The 18,680-nt window shown below is 65.0% G+C and carries 12 protein-coding genes and 1 pseudogene; 8 read left to right on the forward strand and 5 right to left on the reverse strand.

Annotated features, from left to right (window positions below; genetic code table 11):
• Positions 1-104 precede the first annotated feature (104 nt).
• The 6 genes from polX (at position 105) to ACYOEI_RS00455 (ending at position 5,676) form a co-directional block, all read left to right on the forward strand.
• A complete protein-coding gene (gene polX / locus ACYOEI_RS00430; RefSeq protein WP_462847273.1) occupies positions 105-1,835 on the forward strand; it encodes a DNA polymerase/3'-5' exonuclease PolX in 1,731 nt (576 codons plus the stop codon).
• A 262-nt stretch (positions 1,836-2,097) separates the two neighbouring features.
• Positions 2,098-2,556 (forward strand): DUF2203 domain-containing protein, encoded by a 459-nt coding sequence (locus ACYOEI_RS00435; RefSeq protein ID WP_462847274.1) that lies wholly within the window; start codon positions 2,098-2,100, stop codon positions 2,554-2,556.
• Positions 2,557-2,692: 136 nt separating this feature from the next.
• Positions 2,693-3,370 carry a (d)CMP kinase gene (gene cmk / locus ACYOEI_RS00440; protein WP_462847275.1) on the forward strand — a complete coding sequence of 226 codons (678 nt, stop codon included), beginning with the start codon at positions 2,693-2,695 and terminating at the stop codon, positions 3,368-3,370.
• A 140-nt stretch (positions 3,371-3,510) separates the two neighbouring features.
• Positions 3,511-4,200: a lysophospholipid acyltransferase family protein gene (locus ACYOEI_RS00445; protein ID WP_462847276.1), complete on the forward strand. Its 690-nt coding sequence runs from the start codon at positions 3,511-3,513 to the stop codon at positions 4,198-4,200.
• Positions 4,201-4,362: 162 nt separating this feature from the next.
• Positions 4,363-4,728 (forward strand): hypothetical protein, encoded by a 366-nt coding sequence (locus ACYOEI_RS00450; RefSeq protein WP_462847277.1) that lies wholly within the window; start codon positions 4,363-4,365, stop codon positions 4,726-4,728.
• Positions 4,729-4,761: 33 nt separating this feature from the next.
• Positions 4,762-5,676 carry an SDR family NAD(P)-dependent oxidoreductase gene (locus ACYOEI_RS00455; protein WP_462847278.1) on the forward strand — a complete coding sequence of 305 codons (915 nt, stop codon included), beginning with the start codon at positions 4,762-4,764 and terminating at the stop codon, positions 5,674-5,676.
• A 46-nt stretch (positions 5,677-5,722) separates the two neighbouring features.
• On the opposite strand, the gene ACYOEI_RS00460 is transcribed toward ACYOEI_RS00455, so the two are convergent.
• Both ACYOEI_RS00460 and ACYOEI_RS00465 read right to left on the reverse strand, forming a co-directional pair.
• Positions 5,723-6,562 (reverse strand): Matrixin, encoded by an 840-nt coding sequence (locus ACYOEI_RS00460; protein ID WP_462847279.1) that lies wholly within the window; start codon positions 6,560-6,562, stop codon positions 5,723-5,725.
• A gap of 51 nt (positions 6,563-6,613) precedes the next feature.
• Positions 6,614-8,476: a tetratricopeptide repeat protein gene (locus ACYOEI_RS00465; protein ID WP_462847280.1), complete on the reverse strand. Its 1,863-nt coding sequence runs from the start codon at positions 8,474-8,476 to the stop codon at positions 6,614-6,616.
• Between the two features lie 553 nt (positions 8,477-9,029).
• On the opposite strand from ACYOEI_RS00465, the gene ACYOEI_RS00470 reads away from it, so the two are divergent.
• The gene (locus ACYOEI_RS00470; protein ID WP_462847281.1) at positions 9,030-12,335 is read left to right on the forward strand and encodes a hypothetical protein; all 3,306 of its coding nucleotides are present in this window, start codon (positions 9,030-9,032) and stop codon (positions 12,333-12,335) included.
• 34 nt (positions 12,336-12,369) lie between these two features.
• On the opposite strand, the gene ACYOEI_RS00475 is transcribed toward ACYOEI_RS00470, so the two are convergent.
• The gene (locus tag ACYOEI_RS00475) at positions 12,370-13,866 is read right to left on the reverse strand and encodes a class I adenylate-forming enzyme family protein (protein WP_462847282.1); all 1,497 of its coding nucleotides are present in this window, start codon (positions 13,864-13,866) and stop codon (positions 12,370-12,372) included.
• 446 nt (positions 13,867-14,312) lie between these two features.
• Between ACYOEI_RS00475 and ACYOEI_RS00480 the strand changes: the two genes are divergently transcribed.
• Positions 14,313-14,930 carry a DUF6655 family protein gene (locus ACYOEI_RS00480; protein ID WP_462847283.1) on the forward strand — a complete coding sequence of 206 codons (618 nt, stop codon included), beginning with the start codon at positions 14,313-14,315 and terminating at the stop codon, positions 14,928-14,930.
• Between the two features lie 132 nt (positions 14,931-15,062).
• On the opposite strand, the gene ACYOEI_RS00485 is transcribed toward ACYOEI_RS00480, so the two are convergent.
• Both ACYOEI_RS00485 and ACYOEI_RS00490 read right to left on the reverse strand, forming a co-directional pair.
• A complete protein-coding gene (locus tag ACYOEI_RS00485; RefSeq protein WP_462847284.1) occupies positions 15,063-16,598 on the reverse strand; it encodes a CoA-acylating methylmalonate-semialdehyde dehydrogenase in 1,536 nt (511 codons plus the stop codon).
• A gap of 707 nt (positions 16,599-17,305) precedes the next feature.
• Positions 17,306-18,526 (reverse strand): annotated as a pseudogene (locus tag ACYOEI_RS00490) (ISAzo13 family transposase); the annotation flags it as partial.
• Positions 18,527-18,680 lie beyond the last annotated feature (154 nt).

Below are 18,680 nucleotides of genomic sequence, written 5' to 3' on the forward strand. Positions count from 1 at the left end.
GGGGATTATCCTGGGGACGAATTCGGGCGGCGGGTCGTCAGGGCCGGACGAGCACCCCGTCGTTCGTCATGACCGGTGGAAGATGAGGAGGAGACGGTAACGCCATGGAAACCGCGAGAATCGCGCAGGTCCTCGACGAGATGGGGACCTTGCTCGAGGTCAGGGGCGAGAATCCGTTCCGGTGTCGCGCCTATCACAACGCCGCACAGGCATTGAAGAGTCTACCGGCCGACCTCTCGGCGATGATCGTCGACGGGACGCTCGCCGAGATCCCGGGGATCGGGGAGACGATGCTCTCGAAGATCGTCCAGCTCTCGACCACCGGTCATCTTCCCTCCTTCGACGAGCTCCGACGGACGACACCTCCGGGCCTGGTCGCGCTACTGCGGGTCCCCGGCCTGGGACCGAAGAAGATCAAGCTCCTGCACGACTCGCTGAAGATCGAAAGCCTCGCGGATCTGCGTTCCGCCGGGGAAGCGGGGAAGATCGCCGAGCTCAAAGGTTTCGGGGCGAAGACCGAGGCCAAGATCCTCGAAGGGATCAGCTTCATCGAATCGGTGGGCGACCGGATCCTCCAGAGCAAGGCCCGTCGACTCGTCTCGCCGATCCTCGAGGCGGTGCGAACGCATCCCGGAGTGATCCGGGCCGAGTCCTGCGGGAGCCTTCGCCGACGCGCCGAGACGATCGGCGACATCGACATTCTTTTCAGCGCCGACGACCCGATCCCGGTCTTGAATCATTTCGTCGCGCTCCCCGAGGTGGCGAAGGTGCTCGCCCACGGGCCGACCAAGGCCAGCGTCCGCCTGGCGGACGGTGTCCAGTGCGACCTCCGCGGGGTCTCGGATGCTCAGTTCCCGTTCGCGCTCCATTACTTCACCGGGTCGAAAGCCCACAACATCGCGATGCGTCGACGCGCGATCTCCCGGGGGCTCACGCTCAACGAGTACGAGCTCGCCGGCGCCGAGGGCTCCATCCCCTGTCGCACCGAAGCTGAGGTGTTCGCCGCGTTGGGACTGGCGGAGATCCCCCCCGAGCTCCGCGAGGACACCGGGGAGTTCGAACTGGCCGAGGTCGGACCGATCCCTCGATTGGTCACCCTCGAGGATCTCACCGGGACGTTCCACTGCCACACGGATTGGAGCGACGGCGGGGCGACCCTTGAGGAGATGGTCGAGGCCGCCCGAGCGGCCGGACTCCAGTATCTGGGAATCGCCGACCACTCGAAGTCGGCCGGCTATGCGGGAGGACTGAGCATCGATCGGGTCGCCGAACAATGGGAGGCGATCGACCGGCTCAACAAGCAGTTGGGCGACACGTTCCGGGTGTTCAAGGGGACGGAATGCGACATCCTCGGTGACGGCTCGCTCGACTATCCCGACTCGGTCCTCGACGGTTTCGACTACGTCGTGGCGAGCGTGCATTCGCAATTCGGCATGCCGCGTGCGGAAATGACAGAACGGATCGTCCGGGCCGTCTCGAACCCCAGGGTGACCATGCTGGGGCACCCGACGGGACGGCTCTTGCTCGCGCGGGACGGTTATGCCGTCGACCTCGACGCGATCATCGAGGCCGCGGCGGAGGCGGGGACGATGATTGAGATCAACGCCAGTCCGTATCGGCTCGACCTCGACGCGACGCACTGTCGACGAGCCCGAGCTCGAGGGGTGATGATTGCGATCAATCCCGATGCGCATTCGACCGCGGGGATCGCCGACCTGGATTTCGGCATCGGCGTCGCTCGGCGCGCGGGGCTCGGGCCGGCCGACATCCTGAATACGAAATCCCTCGCCGAGGTCATCGAGGCGCTCGAAGCACGCCGACGGGCGAGAAGATGAGTAAGAAAGACGACGAGTGTCGATGAGGGACTCTTGCGGGGTGTCTTCACCGTCCTATAATTTTTCGGAAGAGGGACACGGTCCAAGGTCGATCGGGAACCTAGGGAGAGTTCCTCGAGCGGAGGCTCGAGATTCATCCGTCGGGGCCCATCGCCGAGTCTCCGTGAAGGGCCGTCCGTCGGGCCGTCGGCCCGTCCGCTTGTGACGAGTTTCCGACCCACTTACCGGGTTCCATTGGCCTCATCTTCACAAGGATCTTGTCATGGCCCCTCCCAAGCCGGCTGAAGTCAAGAGACGCTACTTCAGCGTCGAAGAGGCGAACAAGACGCTCCCCCTGGTCCGGGCGATCATGACCGACATCGTCCGGCAGTGGAACACCGTCAGTGAGTTGAAGCAACGCCTCTCCGCAGTCAAGAGCGACCGCGGCCGGGCGTCGGGCGACGTCTATTCTGAAGAGCTGGCCCAGAGCCAGGCCGAGATGGGAGCCGAAGAGAAGGCCCTGGGCGCTTACATCGACGAGCTGACCGAGCTCGGGGTCGAATTCAAGGGACCCGATGGGCTCTGCGACTTCTACTCGATGATGGACGGCCGCGAAGTGCTGCTCTGCTGGCGTCTGGGCGAGCCCGAGGTCCTGTTCTGGCACGAGACCAACGCGGGAGTCGCCGGTCGCCAGCCCCTGGTCGCGGCCTCCGCTCCTCGGGCCGGTCGGCGTTCTCACTGAGCTCCGGTCGACGAATCGACTGCCGTCGGGGCTCGATGTGAGCGGTTGTTGGACCAATCCCGACTTCCCGGATAAACTGGTCCGCCGGTATCGGTGGTTCGGTGCCTCCTGGGGTGTACGGAAAGGTCGCGGTGCGATGGGTCGGGTGGTGACGATTGATGGGCCGGCGGGGGCGGGCAAGAGCACGGTATCCCGCCGGTTGGCCGAACGACTCGGGTGGCGGTTGCTCGACACCGGCGCGATGTACCGGGCCGCGACACTCGCGGCCCTCCGCGCGGGTGTCGACCTGCACGACGACGCAGCCCTCGGGAACCTGGCCGCTCGAATCTCGATCCGACTGCCTCCCGGGGAAGTCCGGCTCGACGGCGAGGACGTCAGCGTGTTGATTCGAACCGTCGAGGTCACCCGCACGACCCGTCACATCGCCGACAGCCCGAGTGTGCGTCGGCAGCTCGTCGCGTGGCAACGCGAATTCGCGGCCGAGAACGATGTGGTCGCCGAAGGTCGCGACCAGGGGACCGTCGTCTTCCCCTCCGCCTTCCGGAAATACTTCCTGACCGCCAGCCTCGAGGAACGGGCCCGGCGTCGCCATGCCGAATTCCTGTCCAAGGGCGAGGCCCTGAATCCGGACGACGTGCTCCGCGACCTCCGGGTCCGAGACGAGGGGGATGAAGCCCGGGCCATCGCGCCAATGAAGCCGGCCGACGATGCCCATGTGATCGACACCACGACGATGGACCTCGATCAGGTCCTCGTGTGGATCGAGGCCGACGTCCGCGCCCATCGAGCCGCGGATTCGGGACTCTCGGCCTGAAGCCTGGTGGTCTCCGGCAGCCCCCGCTCCAACTCCAACATGTTGACGAAGCGAACTCCTCCTCGGTCGGAAAAAGGTCGGGCGTGAAAAAGTCGAGCCAGGTAACAGACGGAGAGGGATCAGCCCCCGGCCCCGAGGGCATGGATCGGTCGCGCCTCGCACTCCTCTGGTATCGCATCGTGCAGGTGTCCGTCGCGACGCTCCTCTCGGCGACGGGAGGCCTCCGGGCCTCGGGGCGGGAGAACCTGCCCAAGTCCGGCGGGGCGCTCCTCGTCTCCAATCACCTCAGCCATCTCGATGTCTTCATCCTGGGGATCCCCCTGCATCGACCGTTGAACTACATGGCGCGTTCGACGCTCTTCTTCCCTCCCCTCGGGACCTTCATCCGCTCGGTGGGTGGGTTCCCGATCCAGCGCGAGGGAATGGGAACCCAAGGGCTCAAGGAAACGTTGAAGCGAGTCCGGAAGGGGGGGATCGTCGTCCTCTTCCCCGAGGGGACGCGAAGTCGCGATGGTGAGATCGCCGACTTGAAGTCGGGCATCGCCGTCCTGGCGGCAAGGGCTCGCGTACCCGTGATCCCGTCGGCCCTGGCGGGGACCTACGAAGCATGGCCCCGGTCACGTCCGTTCCCCAGGCCCCATGCCGTGCGGATCCACTACGGCCGACCGATCCTGCCCGAGGAACTCTCGAAGTTACCAACGGACGACGTCGTGATCCTGATCCGCGAGCGGATGCTCGAATGCCAGCGCGAGGCCAGGCTCGGGCTGGCGCGCGACATTGGGAATCCCGTCGAAGAAATTGCGGTTGGAGAAAAGGCCGAGTTGGGATAATGTGCCGTCGCCCTTGACGGTTGGCGTCACCAACCCTCGAAGGGGACTCGACGAGGCACCTCGGTCCGACTCGCCCTCTCCATTCCTTGATTTCGTAGGCCCGTTCCGGTTGCGCCGCTCGGCGTGTCACCGAGATCCCGGTCGCGGCCAAGGAGTACCGCAATGCAACGCACCGGAAACGTCCGCAGGGTGTTGGAGACTGTGCTCATCGGGACCATATTCGGCTCGATGGGCTGCACACATCACCACTACTACTACACGGGCACCGCGGCTTCCGCGTGCCCCCCGACCGTTTCGACCACGGCGGTGACCAACGGCGAGGTGTGCCCGATCCCCCAGACGGGCGGGACCGTCCTGCAGTCGGGCCAATCGGCGACCGTGGTCTCGGGGAGCCGACCGCCCCAGGTCGTGGTCAGCGAGCCAAAAGGCAGTTTGATGGGACGTTGGCGATCACGCGGCTCCGAGGTGGACAGCGTGGCCACGACGACCGTCGAGGGAGCCCTCGAGGACGACTCGGCCTCCCGCTAAGCCAGGCCTAGTCGACGCGATCGAGAGCGAGCCATGACACGACGCCGACGAACGTGGAAGGACGCTCGCTGCCTCGTCACCGGCGCGTCCTCCGGCCTGGGCCGAGCCCTAGCCGAGGCGCTCGTCCGCGAAGGTGCACGAGTGGTCCTGACCGGCCGTTCGCACGAACGACTGGAACAGGTGGCAAACGGGCTCCTCTCGGCAGGGGCTTCCGCCGATCAAGTCATCACGGTCGCGGCCGATTTGACCGTACCCGAGGATCGTCATCGCCTCGTCGAGACGGCCAGGCAACGCCTCGGCGCAATCGACCTCGCCATCAATAGCGCAGGGGTCGGGGCGACGGGACATTTCGAAACGCACGACCCGGACGTCTTGCGGAAGGTCTTCGAGATCAACGTTTTCGCCCTCGCCGAGGTCACGCGCGAGGTCCTCCCCCTCTTGAGGCTCGGGGAACAACCGGCCCTCGTCAATCTCGGATCGATCGTCGCGCGACGTTCCCTCCCCGGTCGCCCCGAATACAGCGCGAGCAAGCACGCCGTCGCCGGATTCACCGACTCGATCCGGGCCGAATGGGCGAAGTTCGGGATCCACGTTCACTTACTCAATCCCGGCTTCACGGATACCGAGTTCGAGCGCAACCTCGTCGTCGACACGGCCGTCTATCCGGTCTCCAACCGCCGGATCATGACGCCGGACAAGGTTGCCGAGGCGGCCCTGCGGGCGGTCCTTCGGGGCAAGAATGAGCTGACGTTGACCCTCGGGGGCAAGCTCCTACTCCTCGTCAACCGGATCTCCCCACGCTTCGTCGACTGGGGATTCGGTCGTTGGACGCTCCACCTGTTTCCCAACGCGCCGGTCTTGAACCGAGCCCGATCCGGGCACGAATCGCAGGCTACTCCGATCGAGTCTGGAGTCGACGCGTCCGGACATTCGTCCCCCCACGCTTGATCACTCCGTCCTGCTGATCAGCCCTCCGACTCGCACTCGCTACATCTCAAGGTGATTTTGCGGCGTCAGCTTCGACCCGCTCGAGCTGCCGACGGGCCTCGTTGGCCCCCTCTCCGGGGATCGCCGCGAGCCAGCCCCAGTATCTTCGAGCCTTGACCGCATCACGTTCCTCGACCGCTTTAGTCGCGAGGAGGGTCAACTCGTCGACCGTCCAGGCCCCTCGGGTCTTGGTCGCTTCGCGACGTGCGCCCTCGGCCTCGTCCGGACCGAGGACGGTCCCGGTCGTGCCCGAGGCGAGGAGATGGCTTTTGTCAGCGTGATGGGATAGCCCGAGGGTATGGCCGAGCTCGTGCGAGGTCACGCGAGGGATGGGCTCGTCGATCCCTCCCGGGACGGACCTCAATTCGGCCGTCTCTTTCACGATCACGTAGTCTTCCCCCATCCAAACCCCGTTGGCGGGAAGCTCGTGGAGGAAGTAGACGTCGATGCCGCGGTCGTGGGTCGGCCCTTTGGGAACCAGGAGGCGATAAAGGGCCAGGTCGACCTCGGCGTTGAGGGAGAGGGCGAGCCTGAACGAGTCCTGACGCGCCGCGGGCTCGTTGACGAGGGACTCGAGTCCCCAGAAGACCTCCGCCTGCTGCCAGACCCTGTTCACTTTGCCGAGTATCCGAGAGATGTCGGCCTCGGTCAGGTGGCAATCGACTTCGGGCAGTTTGGACGCCTTGAGGATGTGGACGCGGAGCGGGATCACCAGGAAGCGATCCCGTGACGGGGCCGGCTTCACCGCCTCGGGATTCGGTTCATCGCCTCGGGCGGCGGGGGACATCAACAGTCCGGCGGACAACGAGAGCACGATGACCAGGGCACGTCCGAGCTGGGCGATCAACGCAGGTCTCCTTCAGTCCCGGGGTGCCGAGAGCTTTTGGTTGGCCCAGGATCAGTCGAGGTGGGGCATTTCCGCGTCCTGCAATCCGAAATCGATCTCGGCTCGCGTCCGGGAGACGGAGGTTCGGGCAGGAGGGGGCGGGGTTTCCTTCGGCTTCCTGAACTTTGGGGGAACGACGTTGCGAATCGACACGGGGGACTCGGGGCCATCGGTCGAGTGCGCCTGGACAAGGGGAAGCGGCCCCGCGATCACGCCCGGCCCGATCCTTCGGAGGATCGGGTGCTCGCCGACTCCTCTCCGCCCTTTGAGCAGACGAGCGTTCTCCGCGAAGCGAGGCTTCGGGGACGCCAGGGTGATCTCCGGTTCGCCCTCGTTCTCGGGATCGATCCGTTCGGGTTTCGGCTCCGCCGCGGAATCAGTCGGAAGGGTGACGGTTCGTCCCATCGCTTCGACGAGGCTCGACATCACGAGGTCGCTCGCGAGCGGCCCGACCGCCGTCGGCACGGTCTCGGCCTGGCTCCCCGGACCCGGCGCACTCTCCCCCGCTCCCTGCAAGGACACCCCGACGATCGTAGGCGAGGACGCCGAAGTGCCCCGATCGGCGGCCCGAGCGGCCGATCCGTTGGCGAGCTCTGCCCATGGAGGAGTCGGAGTGGGCGTCTGCGCCCGCGAGGAGTTGCTCCGTTCGGGGCGCTCGACCAGTCGTCCCTGGGCGGCCGCACGGGCCATGGCTTGCGAGAAGGTCTCGCGGACCGACTCGAAGTGGTCCGCCCATTTCCGGTCGCTCAAGGTCTGATGATCATTCACCATCGCCAGGAGATGCACGAACGCGTGCTCCCCCGACATGAGCGTCGGCGTCTGGGCCGGGAGTTGATCCCAGGAGGCCTCCGAGATCGACTCACGGAGATCGACGGCCCAGGCCCTCGCCTCGATCAGGGGGGCGAATTCGTGGCCATCGCCGTGCTCGAGGGCGAGGATTTGATCGAGGATCTCCAGCGCCCGTCGTCGGCTCTCCTCGCATTCCTCCCAGCGACTTTCCCGCTCGACGATCTCGTCCACCAGGGTCGCGATCTCGAGCAGTGTCGGGAGCGAATCGGGGGCAGGCCTCGGGATCCGTCTCGATTCGGCGACCTGTCGGGCCTTTTCCCGAAGGAGGGTAAAATCCCGATGCCGGGAGAGGACCTCTCCGATTTGTTCGTCCGAGATCGGAACACCGGCATCGGCGAGCTTGGGGGCGGCTTTCGACAGTCGCTCGCCCAGGGCCTTCAATGCATTCGCGAGGTCGACGACCGAATTCGCGAGATCGCTGCCGGCCGTTGAGCCCGGGAAGGGTTGCCAGGCTTTCGGCTCCCCGCTAAGCCCGTCGAGGACGCGGGCCCCCTCCCAGTTGCCGAGCCGGCGCCGGAGCCCGGCGAGCTCGCGACGGTTCCGGACCGTCTCGGGGTGTCGGGCACCGAGCGCATCGATCCGAACCTTCAACGCGCGATCGAGGTAGGGTTCGGCTTGCTCGCGAGGCCCGCGTCTCCAATACAACCGACTCAGGCAGCCGAGCACGTTCGCGAAGTCGGGGTGGGATTCCCCCTGACTCTCTCGACGAATGTCGAGCGCCTCGCGGAGCATCCGTTCCGCCGCGGTGAAGTCGCTGCGGATCAGACGGATCTCCCCCAGCATGCTCAGGGCGAGTGCGTAATCGGGATGCCTCCGACCGATCACTCGCTCCTGGAGGTGGAGGAGTTGGATGACCTTGGCTTCCGACTCGACATAGCGCTTATGGCCGAAAAGGAGCTCGGCCTCGTGATACAGCCGAGCGGCAATGGCGGTATACGGACTATGATTCCTCGCCCCCGCAGTCGTCCCGATCGTCCGCCTGGGTCGACGCCTCCGCTCGACGAGAGGCGTTGTGGTCGGATTCAAGGACTCGCCTGCCGGCGGAATCTGATCGTTTTGGTCTCCACCATGCGAAGCCATGATCGATGGCTGTCCTCTGACCTTTGGAGTCGGAGCCGAAATCCCGCCTCCGAGTCCTTTGACCGGGCGGGGTGCCTTGAATGCCCCCGGAAGAGTCGCCGGAAGTCGCTCCCGTGTTAGTATCGTACCTCCAACCTGCGCCTTGGCGACGACGTCGGTGAAAAAAAGCGAAGGAGATTCGCTGGGAACGATCATCCCAAAGCCAAGGGCCTTGGCGATGAGTCATGTCCCGACGGTCGGGCGAGTCGGGACGAGCCCGGTCTCCGTCACGGCCAAGCCTGATCGCAGTCCGAGGACTTCGTGGTCGGGTTCGGCCGCAAGGTCGAGCACTCGGGTGTACCTTAGATAGCCGATCCGGTTAGCATGACAGTCGCCGTAGCCTGGGGGACGCCGAAGTCCCATGCCCCGATGGAACGTCTCGGGAAGCCTCCCGTCCCGAACGTCCTCAAGGGGTGAAGAGCCGATTCTTTGTTGCTATGTAGGGGAGCCTCGAATCGCCATGCTCGACCCAGGTGAACGCTCGCTCGAGGTCGCCGAGGTCGAGAGAGCCGTGCGCGACGCCGAGCCGTCGGCCTGGGTCGTCCCGCACCGGATCCTCCGTCGGGTGATCAAGCGAGACCGAGGCCTGAACGCATACGGGCTCCAGGTCCCCCACCGGTTGGTTTACACGATCTCCGGCGAGACTTTGGGGACGATCGTCGACCCGTCGGAGCTGGAGATCACGACCCCAGGCCCGATGCCCTCGAAGGTGATCCTCGTCGCCCGGCCGCTTCCTGAAGAGCTGGCGCGTACTCCTCGACAAGTCGCCCTGACCGACTACTGGCGGTTGCTCTTCCACGCCCGGGTCCATGCCGCCCTCGAGGAGACGCTCTCGAGTTGGAAGGACGTCGACGCCGAGATTCGCGAACGTGTCGCGGCGATAGGGCCGATGGAGTTCCTCGAAATCCGCTCCGTCCTGAAGCAGGAGGGGTTGCTGCTCCCCCCGGCGGACGACCTGACGGTCTACAACGAGTTCGCGGCGCACTACCTCGAGCTCCGCCACTTCACCCCCAGCCTCCTCCCGCACACGTTCCCAGGACTCGGCGACCCGGCCGTGATCGACGCCCTGCTGCGTGTCGACGTGGACGATTTAGCGCTCCTCGCATCGACCCGACTCGCCGGTGCCCCCGACCTGGGCCTTGGGGCCATCTCCCTGAATCTCGACGCGACGGACCTCGAGCCGCAGTCGACGAGTTTCGTCGCCGCCGCCGAGGAGGCCGTCGATCGTGCACCGAGGCGGCTGATCCGCAAGGCCTCGGCCGCCGCCGAACGAGGGAATCTCGTCCGCGCGGCGATCTTGCGGACCCAGGCCGCTCGTTGCTCGCCGCCTCATCTCGCCGGCGCCTTTCTTTCCAGGGCGGGCGAGGAACTCGACAAGCTGGTCCACAGGCTCCAGCAGGCCCTCGACTTCGACGATGGCGAGGCCGAGGCGTGGTCGAAGACCCTCTCCCAACTCCTCGACCGCGCCTCGAAAGGATTCTGGACCCCCGAGGCGAGGCTCCTCTACGACCTCCAGAAGGTCTGCGTCGACCACGAACGTGAAGTCTTCCGGATCGACCTCGTGGGCTGGCTCTTCTCGGGCTTCCGTCGGCCGATTCGGCGCGTCCAGCCCTACCTCCGTGAGGCGATGGGGGCGAACCATCTCCGCGTCGCCGCGGGGCGGATTCGCTCGGTGCGAGTCACCGGCAAGGACCTCGGCCGTCTCGACGTTCTCCTCCGGACCGCCGTCGAGCGCGGGGAGCGGACCCTCCGCGAACGACTCCGAGGGCCGATCGACGCGACACTGACGTCGAAGGGCGTCCGCCCGACGAACCTCCCCGAGGTCGTGGCCTACGAGAAGCTCATCGACGAGCTGCTCGACCGGATCGCAGGGCGTGGCTACCTCTCGATCGGAGACCTCCGCGACGCATTCTCTCGGAGCGACCTGAAACTTCCCGACCTCTCCGGCCCTCGCGAGTTCCTGCGAGGCGATCGACTCCTCCAGGTCGATCGCGAATTGGCCCTCGTACTCGACGGAGTCTATCGCCGGGGCGAGGTCTATCTCCGGGCTTTACAACGGGCCAGCTCACTGGCGTTCGGCACCCCTTGGGGACGGTTCCTCTCCCTATTCGTGGCGTTGCCGTATGGCGGAGCGTTCGTCGTGCTCGAGGGGCTCCAGCACCTCTCGGAGCTGGTCATGCACCTGGCGGGTGGCGGTCACGTCCAGATCCGCAACACGACATCGCTCCTGCTCCTCGGGACCGTCGCCCTGGGGGCCGTCAATTTCCTGAGCTTTCGCCACCGGTTCCTGATCGCGATGCGCGCGATGGGCCGGATCGTGCGACTGATCCTGTTCGACACGATCGCGTGGCTGCTCCAGCGGCCCCTGTTCCGACTCGTTTTCACCGGGCGCGTGGCGACGATCGCGTGGCAGTATGCGATCAAGCCTTCGGTCGTCGCGGTCCCCGCGGCCCTCCTGGCCGAGGCCCTCGGGGCCCGCGACATTCTCGCGCTCGCCGTCGGCGGGCTGACCCTGCTCGCGACCAACCTGCTGATCAACTCCCGGACCGGGCAGATCGTCGAGGAGATCCTCGTCGACGAGGCCGTCCGCACCTGGCGGCAGCTCTTCCAGGACCTGATCCCGGGCCTCTTCCGCCTCGTGATGGCGACCTTCGACGCCATCCTGGAGTCGGTCGACCGGCTCCTCTACGCGGGCGACGAATGGCTCCGTTTCCGAAAAGGGCAGACGCGCCTAACCCTCGCCGTGAAGGTCTTCCTCGGTGCAATCTGGTCGTGCATCGCCTACCTCGTGCGGATCTATGTCAATCTCCTGATTGAGCCGCAAGTCAACCCGATCAAGCATTTTCCCGTGGTGACGGTCTCCCACAAGGTCATCCTACCCTTCTCGCCGCACCTGGCGCGAATCTTCGCGGCTCCACTGCTCCCCTTCGGCCGGGTCGTCGCCGAGTTCGTCGCGTGGCCGACGGTCCTGCTCTTCCCCGGCGTCTTCGGCTTCCTCGTTTGGGAACTCAAGGCCAACTGGCGGCTCTACGAGGCGAACCGGCACGAATTCCTCGGGAAATTGATTGTGGGGACTCACGGCGAGACGGTTGGCCGGCTGCTTCGCCCAGGGTTCCACTCGGGGACCCTGCCCAAACTCTTCGCCAAACTCCGCAAGAGCGAGCGGCGCCGACTTCGGGAGGGGCGAGGCGAAAGGGCGGTCCTGAAGCAACTGGAAGCTCTCCACCACGTTACGCACGCGCTCGAACGGTTCGTCGAGCGCGACTTCCTCGCGCTTGTGCACCGGAGCCGGATCCTCGGGCCGCTCGGGATCGAGGCGGGGCACCCGACGGTCTCGACCAATCGGATCGCCCTCTCGTTCTCGATCCCGGGACACGACCGAAGTCTCCGGATCATCTTCGAGGAACGCTCGGGCCAGCTAGTCGCGACGGTCGTCGAGGCCGGCTGGCTGCCGGGCGTCACCGACGCCCAGCGCCGGGCGGTCCTGGTCGCGGTCGTCGGCCTCGACACCCTGAGCGGGATCGAGTGGATCCGCGAGCCCGCCCGAGGCGACGGCGACTTACCGGCGTCTTCTCACGGCGGGCGGACATCCGGGCCCACGTTGGTCTCGTTCCAGGACGTCACGATCCCCTGGGACCGATGGGTCGAGACCTGGGAGCGCGACAACGCCGGGCTCGGCCACCTGCGTCGGTTCGTCGTGGGCCTCCCCATCCTCCCGGCCCCGAGCCTGGCCCGGGGCAAGCGAGGGAGGACGACTCGACGTTGAAGAGATTCGTTGCGGGCGAATCATCCTCGTCCGATCAACGGAGTAGTCGCCGGAGCGCCTTGCCCGAGGGGCTCCGGGGGATGGCGTCCACGAACTCGAAGCTCCGGGGCAGTTTGTAGGCAGCCAGGCTCGGCTTGAGGAACTCGAGGGCAGCGTCCGGGGTCAGGCTCTGTCCGTCTTTGAGAGCGATGAACGCCTTGACCACCTCACCGCGATCCGCGTCGGGCGTGCCGAGGACGACGGCGTCGGCGATCGCGGGATGGCGGTGGAGGACCTCCTCGACGTCGCGCGGACAGACCTTCATGCCCCCCACGTTGATCATGTCCTTGAGGCGGTCGACGATCGCCACGTATCCGCATTCATCGATTTTCGCGATGTCGCCGGTCCGGAACCAGCCGTCCTCCGTGAATACGGCCTGGGTTGCGTCCGGGCGCCGGTAGTAGCCCCCCGAAATCGCCGTGCCCCAGGCCCAGAGCTCCCCGGCCTCGCCGCAGGGGAGCGTGTTCCCTTCGAGGTCGGTCACCTTGAGCACGGTGTCGCCCATCGCCTTGCCGCACGAGCCGGGTTTCGTCTCGGTGTGGTGCGTGGTCGTGATCACGGGACTGGTCTCGGTCAGGCCGTAAGACTCGGCGTACCCGACCTTCCAGTGGTTCCGCAGGACGTCGATCAACTCCAGAGGCATCGGTGCGGCGGCGCAGAGCACGGAATTCAGGCTCGAGGTGTCGCGCCGAGCGATCGTCGGAGACTTCGACATGTAGTTGATCATCGTGGGGACGCCCATGAAAATAGTCGGGCGGACCTCCTCGATCAGGTCGAGCATGGGTTCGGTGCGATAACGCCTGACGACGATCGCGGTCCCTCGGGCCGCGAACGTCCCGAGGACCCCATTGATCAATCCCCAGCAGTGGAACAGCGGGGCCGCGATCAGGAGTCGATCGTCGGGCCCATAGTGGATCCTCGAGAACTGCCGGGCATTGTCGAGCACATTACTGTGCGAGAGCATGACCCCCTTCGGCCGCCCCGTCGTCCCGGAGGTATAGAGCAAGTTGGCGAGGGCCTCGGGCGGGGTGTCGACGACATCGAACGCGTCGGAAGCCTCGTCCAGGGCCCTCGCGAACGAGGACGTCCCCGGCGGCGGAATGTCGTCGCCCGTCATGAGCACGGCCTGCGTGCCGAGCTCGCTTCGAACCGCCGCAATCTCGTCCCAACGGGCCGGATCGGTGACGAGCAGCCGAGCCTCGGAGTCGGCGACGACGTTGCGGACCTCCTCGGGCTTGAGCATCGCGTTCACGACGTTCGGCACGGCGCCGCATTTCAACGCGCCCAGGTACGCGGTCAACAACTCGGGGCCGCTCTCCAGGAAAATCGCGACAACCTCCCCCTCGCGCACGCCAAGCCCTACGAACGCATTCGCGCAGCGGTCCGTGACGCGGTCGAGCTCGGTATAACTCCAGGCCCGGCCTTCGAACAGGAACGCGGTGTGAGACGCGCGGTCCCCCGCGGCCTCCTTCAGAAGATCGGCCACATTCATCGCGGTGCTCCCGGTCGACCCCTTGACCCCACGCGCCCCTGATGCCCGGATCGGTCGGATCGTCATGGACCACGATAGCGGAGCGGAAGGATCGCCGCCAGGATGAATAGGGGACACAACATGATCCCACGAAGACAATCCATGAGTTCTTCTTCATCAATCGCGTACGTTCCCGACGCCGACGCCCCTAACAACGCAACAATTCAATACCATTTACTGATACGCACCGCGATCGACCACCCCACGACGCGACAGATTCTTACAATTAAATACATAAAATTATTTAAACAACTTACACTCAACCATCAAGCGGCGACACTTATCATCGGTCCTGAACCGAAAAGGACAGGCTTCGTCTCCGGCGATCGGATTGATCCTAGACTGCCGGTTCTGCCGATAAATGGAACGGTTCGGAGAATCAACGGGACGGCATGGAGGGGTTGGCCATGGCTCGGACGACGGGCATGATCGTGCTCGGTCTGACCACGGCGTTGAGCGGCTGTACGAACGTCGCCGTCAAGATGACGGGATCTTCACGCGCCGGCGCCGAGCAGCTCCTGATGACCGGGACGTTCGACCGGGCCATTGCATGCCTCGATTTTCGTCCCCTTGCCGGACAACGCGTCTTCCTCGACACCTCGCAGCTCAACGCGACGGATTCCGGTTGGATCATTTTCAGCCTTCGCAGGGAGATGGCCAAGCAGGGCCTACTCCTGGAAAGCGAGAAGAAGGAGGCCCAAACCATCGTCGAGGCGGCGGTCGGGGCTTACGGGACTGACGAGGTGGACTGTCAGATCACCGTTCCGTCCTTGGTAGCGCCCACGTTGCTGCCGTCCGCGTCGAGCGGCCTGAATACCGGAGCCTTGGTTCGCAAGAACCGTCAAGACGCCGTGGTCAAGCTCGCCCTCTTCGCATACAACGCCAAGTCTCGCTCTCTCGTTTGGGACTCGGGCACCATCCTGGACTTCGGCCACCTCGACCGCCACTACCTGGGGACGGCGAACGTGAAACGGCGGAGTTCCCTCAACGAACTCGAGCACTATCCTATCCACCGAGTCTGGTGATCGCGCCTCCGACGATTGAGCGGCCGAGCGAACGCACTTTCGGTCGGCACCGGCGCCCGCATCTCGCCCCGAATCGGTCCGACTTGGTCCTCGTTGGGAGAATCCCGGCAAGGACTCCTTCGGTTTGTTCGATCAAATCCATCCCTCTTTCGGCGCCTCGGAACCGAACCAGCGTTCCGTGATCACTTTCTTTCGCGTGTAGAAAGCAACGGCATCGGCTCCCTGCGTATTGAGATATCCATAAATCGAATTCTTCCATCCACCGAACGGGAAGAACCCCATCGGCGCCGGCACGCCGACATTGATCCCGACCATCCCGGCCTGGATCCGTTCGCGAAAAATGCGGGCCGCTGCCCCGGATTGAGTGAACAGGGCGGCGGTGTTGCCGTACCGGCTGCGATTCGCCAACGTGATCGCCGCATCAAGGTCCGGGGCACGCATCAGACTCACCACGGGTCCAAAAATCTCTTCCCGGCCGACGAACATTTCCGGAGCCACGTCGTCGAAGACCGTCGGCCCGATGAAACAACCTCGCGGCCTCCGGGGTGCGGTTTGGGAACGGCCGTCGAGTCGAAGCCGAGCCCCTTCCGCCACCCCGCGCTCGATGGCGGCACGGATCCGCCTTTCCTCTCCCGCGTTCACCACGGGACAGAGCGTCGCGGTGTCGTCCAGGCCGTCCCCCAACTTGAGTCCTCCCGCGGCGTGGACGAAGGCGTCGACGACGGCGTCCTGTCGGACTCGATCACCGACCACAACCAGCACACTCCCGGCGAGACATCGCTGTCCCGCGGAGCCGAAGCACGCTCCGATCAGGTCGGGCACGACCCGCTCGAGATCGGCATCGGGCAAGATCAGCAGATGGTTCTTCGCCCCGCCGTGCGCCTGGATACGCTTGCCGTGGGCCGCCGCAACGCTGTAGACGGAGTCTGCGACGGCAGACGTGCCGACGAAGGAGATCGCCTGGACATGCGGATTGGCGATGAGCCGTTCGCTGACATCCTTGCTCCCCTGCACCACTCCCACGACTCCGGTCGGCAAGCCGGCCTCGGCGAACATCTCGATGAGTCGCGTCCCGGTCAGCGGGGCCTTCTCAGCAGGCTTGAGGATGAACGTATTTCCGCAGGCGACGGCGACCGACATCATCCACAGCGGAATCAAGGCGGGGAAATTGAAAGGCGGAATGCCGACCACCACGCCCATGGGCTCGCGAAAGGTGAGGCAGTCGACGTCCCTCGAAACGTCGGTCAGAGTCTGTCCCATCATCTGCGAGGGAATCCCGCACGCGAAGTCGACGACGTCCAGCCCGCGCCGGAGCGAGCCGCGGGCCTCGCTCAACAGCTTGCCGTTCTCGCGGACGATGCTGTGGGCGACGTCCGAGAAGTTCTTCTCCAGGAGTTCTCGGAACTTGAACAAGACGTGAGCCCGATCGGGCGCCGGCGTGGCACGCCAGCCGGGGAAGGCCCGTGCGGCAGCCTCGCAGGCCTCGTCCACCTGCTCTGGGGCGGCTTCGCGCACGGGAGCCAGCAACTCGGCCTTATCCGCCGGATTGTAGATATCCCGACTCGTCTCTCCTCGCCCCTCGACCCAAGCTCCGCCGATCAGGCTCAATGTCGATACTGAACGCGGAGATGTTGCAGCCGACTGATCAGCGGCAGCAAACGTGCTCATGAGGCCCTCCTGGAACCTGAGAGTCAGTCCACGAATCGCTCGTCTCGCGATGTTGTCGTTAAACTGCAACCGTTAAAGTGCCCTAGAAATAAAATCAAACGATTGTTAATTTCAAACATTCAAACATATTATTTACGAACCAGCAATCCCAGGATGAGTGCGACATTGTTGGTTCACGATCCGACAAATGAGAGATCTTAGCATCGTGGCTTCGACAGACGTTAGGAGTCGGGCAAAAATAACCTGGTGAAATTCTCCAGCAATCTTTTGCGAATCTGAAGGGAACGATCTCCGCCCGCATGGCCGTCGACATGGGCACTCGCTCTCCTTACTCGTGGCCTCACTCCCCGATGGGCGGCCCCGGCACTTATCGACGGCGATCAGCGTAGGTCGGCAAGTTCGACGGCAACCTCGACCGGGGCCCCGCCCGGGTTTGCCCTTTCCCTGCAGCGAACCGACTCCCCAGGCTCGAACTGCCACCGCTCGTCTTCGGGACGATGGCCGATAAGCCGATAAACGCCCGGCGAGATCTCGAGGGCGTCAACCGGTCTCCAGACCTCCTTACCCTCGTCGATCAGCCGGACGAGGATCTGACGTTCCGATGCTGCCATAACCTTGTCCCCTCTCCATCGCAGGAGGCCCCATTCGTCACCCGCTGTTTCCCTAGCGGATCGGCGGACGGACGTCGCAACCGAGTATCGATTCCGCCTCGGCGAGATGATGGAATTCCAGTCCCCGTGAAAGTCGGCTCCTTTGATCCGCAGCCTCGCCATCTCCTGGTCGCTTACCTCGATCCCCTTCGGGTAGTTGCCGGTGTCCAGACCCGCCTGGACCCGCAACCCGGCTTCGGTACGAGTGCCACCGATCAGATTGACGATCACCTCCAGGCTCCTCAGCGGCCTGCCTCGCCAGTTCTCGGTGATGTGACAGAACATCCGGTGCTCGATCTTGTTCCACTTGCTGGTGCCCGGAGGGAAGTGGCACACCTTGATTCGAAGTCCGGTCGCATCGGCCAGTTCCTGCACGGCGAGCTTCCATAGCCGCACTCTGCTGCCGTTGCTCCCACCGGAGTCGGCTGTGACCAGCAATCCCTTGGCGTTCGGGTAGACCTTCGAGCCCATATACGCCCACCATCGCCGCAGCGTCTCGGCGGCGAACCGTGCGGTGTCGTGGTCGATCCCGACGCTCACCCAGCCCTCGTTGGCCGACAGGTCGTACACGCCGTAGGGGATCGCCTTGCCCAGCTCCTTGTCCTGGAAGTCGTGCACACGCACCAGCTCGGGTCGCCCCTCAGGCTTGTACTCCCGCCCTGCGTTCTTGAAGTCGCCGACGAGTTCCTTCTTCTTGGTGTCCACCGAGTCGACGGGCTGGCCCCGCCGCTGGAAGCGGCGGACCTGCTCGCTGATGTACTGGAACTGGGCGTTGCGGTCCGGGTGCGAGGCCCCCTCCCTCGCCTTGCGGTTGGATTGGAGGCTGTAGCCGAGTCCCTTGAGCAGGGCGGCCACGGTACGGTATCGGACGGCGTGGCCCTCATGTCGGAGTGCTTCGGCGAGCTTGCGGGTGCTCTTGCACGTCCACCGAAGGGGCGACTGCGGGTCGCCACGGGTCACGGGATCCACGAGGGACTCCAGCCCATTCAGCAGGCGGGCGTCATGATCGGTGAGGGGCTTTCGGCCCCCGCCGGGCCGTCGCACATGACTCAGTGCCCCCGCGACGTCGTCGCCCTCCGATCGCGACTGTAGTTCCCGGAGGCCGACGGCGATGGTCGTCTGCGACAGGCCGGTAGCGAGGGCGACGGCGGTGATTCCGCCCCAGCCGATCTCCCTGGCCGCGGCTGCGGCCCAGAGCCTCCGCAGCCGCTCGTTGAGGAGGGGATCGAGCGAGAGGTACTTCCGGCGAACGACTTCTGTGCGGTGATTGTCCGACATCATCCCAGCAGACCAGGTCGGACAAATTTCATCAAGTTATTGTTGCCCAACTCCTTAGCCAGAATAATCGGCTAACTTATGATGGGCAAGAAACGCTCGACGAGGAGGTCTCCTTTGCCTAAGACCATCTCCAGGACACGGCTGGAACTCACGG

It is taken from the genome of Singulisphaera rosea, assembly GCF_054877945.1.